The sequence below is a fragment of the Flavobacterium restrictum genome (assembly GCF_007097245.1).
GTDB lineage: Bacteria > Bacteroidota > Bacteroidia > Flavobacteriales > Flavobacteriaceae > Flavobacterium > Flavobacterium restrictum.
Window position 1 is genome coordinate 1 of the sequence record NZ_VJZT01000038.1, and the last position, 6,083, is coordinate 6,083.

General features: G+C 36.9%; 3 protein-coding genes. All 3 read right to left on the reverse strand.

Translation table 11 applies throughout. The annotated features are described in order from the left end of the window. Positions 1–2,735: DUF6443 domain-containing protein (locus FNW21_RS15890; protein ID WP_144257731.1), on the reverse strand; the 2,735-nt coding region annotated here is incomplete at its 3' end. 11 nt (positions 2,736–2,746) lie between these two features. Further along, positions 2,747–5,908 carry an RHS repeat domain-containing protein gene (locus tag FNW21_RS15895; RefSeq protein ID WP_144257732.1) on the reverse strand — a complete coding sequence of 1,054 codons (3,162 nt, stop codon included), beginning with the start codon at positions 5,906–5,908 and terminating at the stop codon, positions 2,747–2,749. A 19-nt stretch (positions 5,909–5,927) separates the two neighbouring features. After that, positions 5,928–6,083: T9SS type A sorting domain-containing protein (locus FNW21_RS16725; RefSeq protein ID WP_144257733.1), on the reverse strand; the 156-nt coding region annotated here is incomplete at its 5' end.

A 6,083-nucleotide genomic window follows, 5' to 3' on the forward strand; every position in this document is an offset into this window, starting at 1 on the left:
TTTCTTGCACCGTAGTCATATAGGTTTAAAGAAAGCTCATCTTGGAACTCTTTGGAGTTATATCGATACTTGTAACTAGGAGTAGGAGCAATAGGATTATATCCACTATGCTTTAGCCCAAAAGGATAATAATTATTCTCATCAATAATTTTCAATGAACCAGTTGTGGCGTCTTTCTCATAGCTTACACGCACATTGCCTAGGTGGTCGGTGTAGTTGTAAATGTAATTAAAATTTCCTGAACTACAATCTACATAACCCTCGGCAGTTGGGAAAAATTGTAACTTTGCAGCAACAGGCCCATAATCTGTCCTCGTGTTGCTATACTGGTAGCCTTGCAAATAATCTGTAGTTGTAACCGCACTTCCACGCCCAATGTATTTTGTTACCACTTTGGCTACTTTTTGCCCTAGAGCGTTGTAAATAATATTATAGAAGTCAACGGTTCCTTTTGTTGCAAATGTTATTTTGGTAGGCAAATTAAGATGATTGTAAACTATTGCGGTAATATTCTTGTTTTTGTCACTTATCATATTGCCGTTACTATCATAGGTGTAATCATCACCTGTGGTATTGCCGTCTTTAAACCCGCTGGTGTTGTTGTTGCTATCTAAAACACTTAATAATTTATTAGAGCTTGAGGCATAGGTATACACCAAATTATCTATCTTGTTTGGCGGCAAAGCACCGTCTAGATCACCGTTTCGTAACAGCGAAAGGATGTTTCCATTTTTGTCGTACGTTAGGTTTTCGTCATAGGATTTAGGCACAGGGTTTGCATTGCCTGGTTTCTGGTAGGTTGCATCCTTGAGGCGGTTGAGATTATCGTATTTGTAGCCATAAGCTCGAATTGTACCTACGCCATCTGAGCCTGAACTCCAATAGGTTTCGGCTATATTGCCGTTATAGAGTTTGTTGGCTTTTGTAGCATCGCCCTCGACTTTATTGTAATTTATCTTAAACCCAAACAAATCTTTGGGGTCTGTGCCTTGATTAAGGTTGTTTATATCGTTTATCCCCGTGAGCCAACCCCGAATGTTATAGGTATAATCTACTTTTTGTAAGCCTGTTGCTCCTGTAACATCGGTACCGCCTACTTTTTTAGCAATCAGTTGCCCTAGTTCATCGTAAGTATTGGCGGCTAAAAGTTGCGGTGTTCCTGTCCCTATTTGATGGGTGTGGGTGGCTATGCGGTCTTGTGCCGTGTAGGTATAACTATCTTTTGTGTATAATTCGGTATCGGTAGAAAGGCGTTTGTGGCGGGTTTCGGTATAATTCAGTCGCCCCGAAAAAGGTTCGAGGTTGCTGTCTATCTGGGTGTAGCCGCCTAGGTAGTTGGTGGCAAAGGTGCGTACGGGTCTGGCTTTGGCATCGTACAATATACAACTACTTTCGGCTGTGGTCGAGGCTTGTGTTGTGAGTACCCTTACCCACGACCCCGTGGGTAAACCTTTGGGTTTTAGGGTACTGTTGTTGTAGGCTACAGGAGTGGTGTAGGAGATGGCAGGCGAAAAGGAAAAAAAAGCATAATCATCATAATAATTGACCGTTAATAGCTTAAAAGTGGTAGGTACAACGGCATTACTATAATAGGCTACTCCTGCAATGGCGTCTATAGTTGTTGCGGTTGTCGTTTTGCTTTCGCTTATGGTAGCTAACCCATTGATGGTAGTTTGTTTTGTTGCTCTTCCTGTGCTAGTTACCGTTGTAGCTTGTTCCCAACCGGTGTAAACGGGTCTGTTGAATACATCGTATTTTGTAATCATCCAGCCTACTACTCCTGCGGCAGTATCGCTAAAGGGCGAAAACGCTGGCCCAGTTGCCACGACACGATCCAGCTTGTCGTAAACGATATATTCCCACTGCTTGCCAGGGAGTTTTTTTTCGACTAGGCGGTTGCGAGCGTCGTATTTGTATTGGTAAGCCAAATCGTCTAGTTGCGTGGCGGGAGCTGTTACGAGCGGTGGCAACACATACGTTAGGTTGCCGTATTGATCATAAACGTAGTAGGTGTCGTGTTTTATGAGGTTATCATAGGTGCGTTTGAGCACGACTTGTCCTTCCTTGTTCTTGAACTCTACGGTGGAGCCGTTGGCTTCGCTGGGTGTTGCGGCGGTGTTCTCGTCGTAAGTTACTGTTTTGTAGAGTTGGCTTGCTAAGTAAGTACCATTGTCTATAAGTGCAATATCAAATATTCCTGAAGTAGCATTCCAAGTAGTGGTAACAGCAAACTGTTTTACCTCGTTTGCAACATTGGTTTGATAATCGAGTTTTATCTCGTGTCCTAAACCCATAGCCCAATCTGCTCCCGGAGCGGCTTGCTTGAGGACTCGGTTGAGTGGGGAGGATTCAAAGAGTTTTTTAGAGAGTGGATTTTGCCCTGAATAAGGAGCAAAATTCATAACATCAGTCAGGGCGGTGCTTTTATAATCAAGCGAAGCCGCAGTTGTAGGCACATAGGGCAAGTACTCTATTTCTTGCCTACCAAAGCCGTCGTAAGTAATTGGAGTTACAAGATCGTTACCCGTTCCTGATTGTTGGTGGGCAATTTGCTGAATGGGTCGCCCCAAGCCATCAAAATAGGTTACATTTTGACTGGCTTGACTAATGGTTGGTGTACCAATACTAGTTGCAGTGGGTACTTTGTAGGTTTTGGTTTTGATGTAGTTCTCGGTTTGGGTTTGCCCTAAAACCAGTATAGGAAACAAAACTAAAAAGAATAGTATTTTTTTCATAGTGCGCTATATTAGTTTTTATAATGGTATTCGTTTTCAGTTAGGATGTTACCGTCTTTGTCTTTTACGCTTTGCAACCTATTAAAAGTGTCGTAGGTATAGGTAATCTTATCGCCTTTGGGATCCGTAATGGTGCTTACGCCCACCAAGGGAATGTAGGTGTAAGTGGTTATCATAGCACTAGATAAACTCGTGCGCAAAGTCGTTTCTTGTGCCGTAGTTAAGGCGGTCGCTATGCTGAAACCTGTACCAAAACCCGATAGGGCTTCTACTTGTGCATAAGTGGCATTCTCAATTTTGGCAATGGGTTGGGTTTTATTGTAGCCCCAAATAATAGCAACTGGTGTACCGTTTTCGGGCGTGTATTGCAGTATAATACCATTAGGAGCGTATTTGTCATATGTTATCTTTTTTTCAAGTTGCCCTATATTAGTTAGATTAGGAAGAATGTTAGGGAATTTTGCAGCATAAATACTTTTAGGCAATAATAGGTTAGCTGTAGTACCGTCATTTGCGTAAACAGTTTTGTTTTTTGATAATAACACCCCTGCTTTGTATTGTTCTTTAACTAATGGAACCCCTGTTAAGTAGTTAGAAACAAAATTATTTAGTAAAGGCTCTGTTGCCAATTCAGGATCTAACGGATAAAAATATTTACTTTCAAATTTCTCACCTGTTGTAGATGTAGTTGTTATTGTATTTTTTAAATGATGATGATTTAGACTATTACTATAAATGTAATCTGTTGTTGTTGAAACTTTTGAATTGTTTGTCAAATCATATAAAATAGTTTCTTTATTTTTCAAATATGTTTGATGCGAAAATATAGTATAAGCAGCCAATTTTGTTAATGATTTTATATGACTAAAAATTGGCCCACCAAGAGCAGCTCCACCATCTTGTATGGTGCCAATTACAGTTTCTGAAAAATCAATAGATCTAATTTTATCTCCAAATCTATTAACATCATTATTATAGATGTAATTTGATTCTTCAACAATAACTTTTTGCGAATTATATTTTTTTTCTGACAACATATTACCTCTCTCTGACGACATACTATTGAATGAAATCTTTTTAGTAATACTGTTTTTAGTATCATCTAAAGGGTACCCAAAAACATTTCCAACAGCATCAGTATATTTAAATAAATATTGATTTGCCAGTTTATCTATAGAGCCATTATCAAAATTAGAATACGTATATTCTATAAAACTTCCGTCTTGTGATTTTTCTACAATATTTGTATAGCCCACATGCCCCCCATTAGTATCGTTTAATTGACTAAACGTATTGCTGCTTAATTTGAAAAAATGCATACTTGGTACTGATGCCTCTTCTATATAGACAGGCCTTCCTGACAAAATACCACTTGATGTAGCATTCATATTTTTATAATCTATGCAATAAAAGTATTCTTTTGTTATTGGAATTCCATTATTTAAAGGGTCAGATATAATTTTTTGTATTCGCAAACCACCAGCGATTTCGTTTGAACTATTTGCATTTATTATTGTAAACCCAGTACTGGTTTTGTCTACAACTTTTGAAAAATCGTGAGGTTCGTAATAAAATTGCGTAAAACCTCCTGTTGGATATATTATTTTAGTTAATGTCCCTGCTTTAATAACTGCAGGATTTGGATTTCTTGATGTATAATAATTATCTCTGATTTGAGTGTCTGTGTAATAAAGCGAATTTGCAGGAAGAGGAACAGATGTAAAAAAATTGTTGTTATTATAAAATCCCCAATGGTCAATTTTTAATGAATTATAAGGAGGCAAAACAATTGCGTTATACTCAAAAAAATGTTTTTTATCAGCTACGCTGTTAAGTGCTCCCGATTCTTCAATACTAGTCAAAAATAATCTACTTGTAGGGTTTTCTAAATACTTAAATGCCGTTTTGTAAATTTGTTTTGAATCGATTGTATTGACAACTACAAAATCATCTAATTTGTACCAATGTTTTAGAGGTAGGTAACTAACATTAAGAGGCTTAACATAATCAATTAAATATGCCCCCCAAGGAGAGTTATTTAAATCATAATCTAAATCGTTTGACAAGGAGTTATTAAATGTAATTTGAGTATCCGTAGTAGTTATTTTATCTAAATAAACATTATACATTCGTTCTAAAATTTTATTTGTCATATTCCCTGACGAGCTACCTTCTGTTAATGATGAGGTTCCAGAAACGTTATGTGTCCAATATTTCATAATATCTGACGATATGTATTGTTTAAAAACAGCCTTATTTGTTACGTCTCCTTGAGATAAATCAGGAGTGCAATTTGTTTTATATTGAAAAGAAATTGTTTTGTTATTAGGCAATATTACTTTTGTTATATACCAGGTCTTTACAACAAAATTTGGATTGTAACTGTCCGAAATACTATTTGCCGAGGCAGTAAATTCGATAGCATTTGGATTTTTCCCAAAAATATATTGGGTACCATCGTCAGTTGTTAAAGTAAATCCATAAAAGATTCTCTTAATGTTAAATACTTTGTCATTTGCAATATGATTACCTACCTCAAACAATTTAAAATCACTTTTTAATTCTTCATTTATTTTAATATCAATATTTTGATTTGCTTTTACTACCCAAATTCCCTCCTGATTTTTGAAGAAACTTCCTGATAGTCCATTAAAATTAAACATAAATTCATCAGGAGCAGGGTAAGCCGCAAATTTTGTTGGGGCAATTGCATGCAACCAATTTGTATATTCATCTAATTTTGTAGCGGAATCCCAATTAACTATATTAAGTTCAGAGAAATGGTCATAATAAGAAAAAACAGTTGGATCAATCATATTTGAAACCATTACCTCATCAACGCCTCCCCGTACAATTCTTGTTATCGCTCCTCCAGCATTTAGATTCCAACCTAGACCTATCCATCCTGGTCTTTCTTCTGGTTTTACACTTGAAAGATTATATGAAATAGAAATTGGCATTTCAAAATTATCAACTTTTATGCTATACAAGTTAATGTTGATGTTTGGTGCGCCATTGTATAGATTCACAGGTATTTGACCATAGATTCCGAGAGAAGCTGCATTTGGACTGGCAGAAAATGTGATAGGCAATAGATTATCTCCATTTTGTTTGGTTTGACTAATTGTTAAACCACTTATTAAAAGTGATAAAATAATAATTATTTTTTTCATTGTTTTAAAATTTATTTTTTTAATTCCCTCCTTTTTTAATCACTTTAACCCCATCACTTTGCACATTGGTTTTAATATTCACCACATAAATCCCATCTGGGTAGCGGCTCATGTCTACAGGAACAGTGCGGCTGCTAATGGCAAATTGTTGCAAAATGCGTCCTGCGAGGTCTAC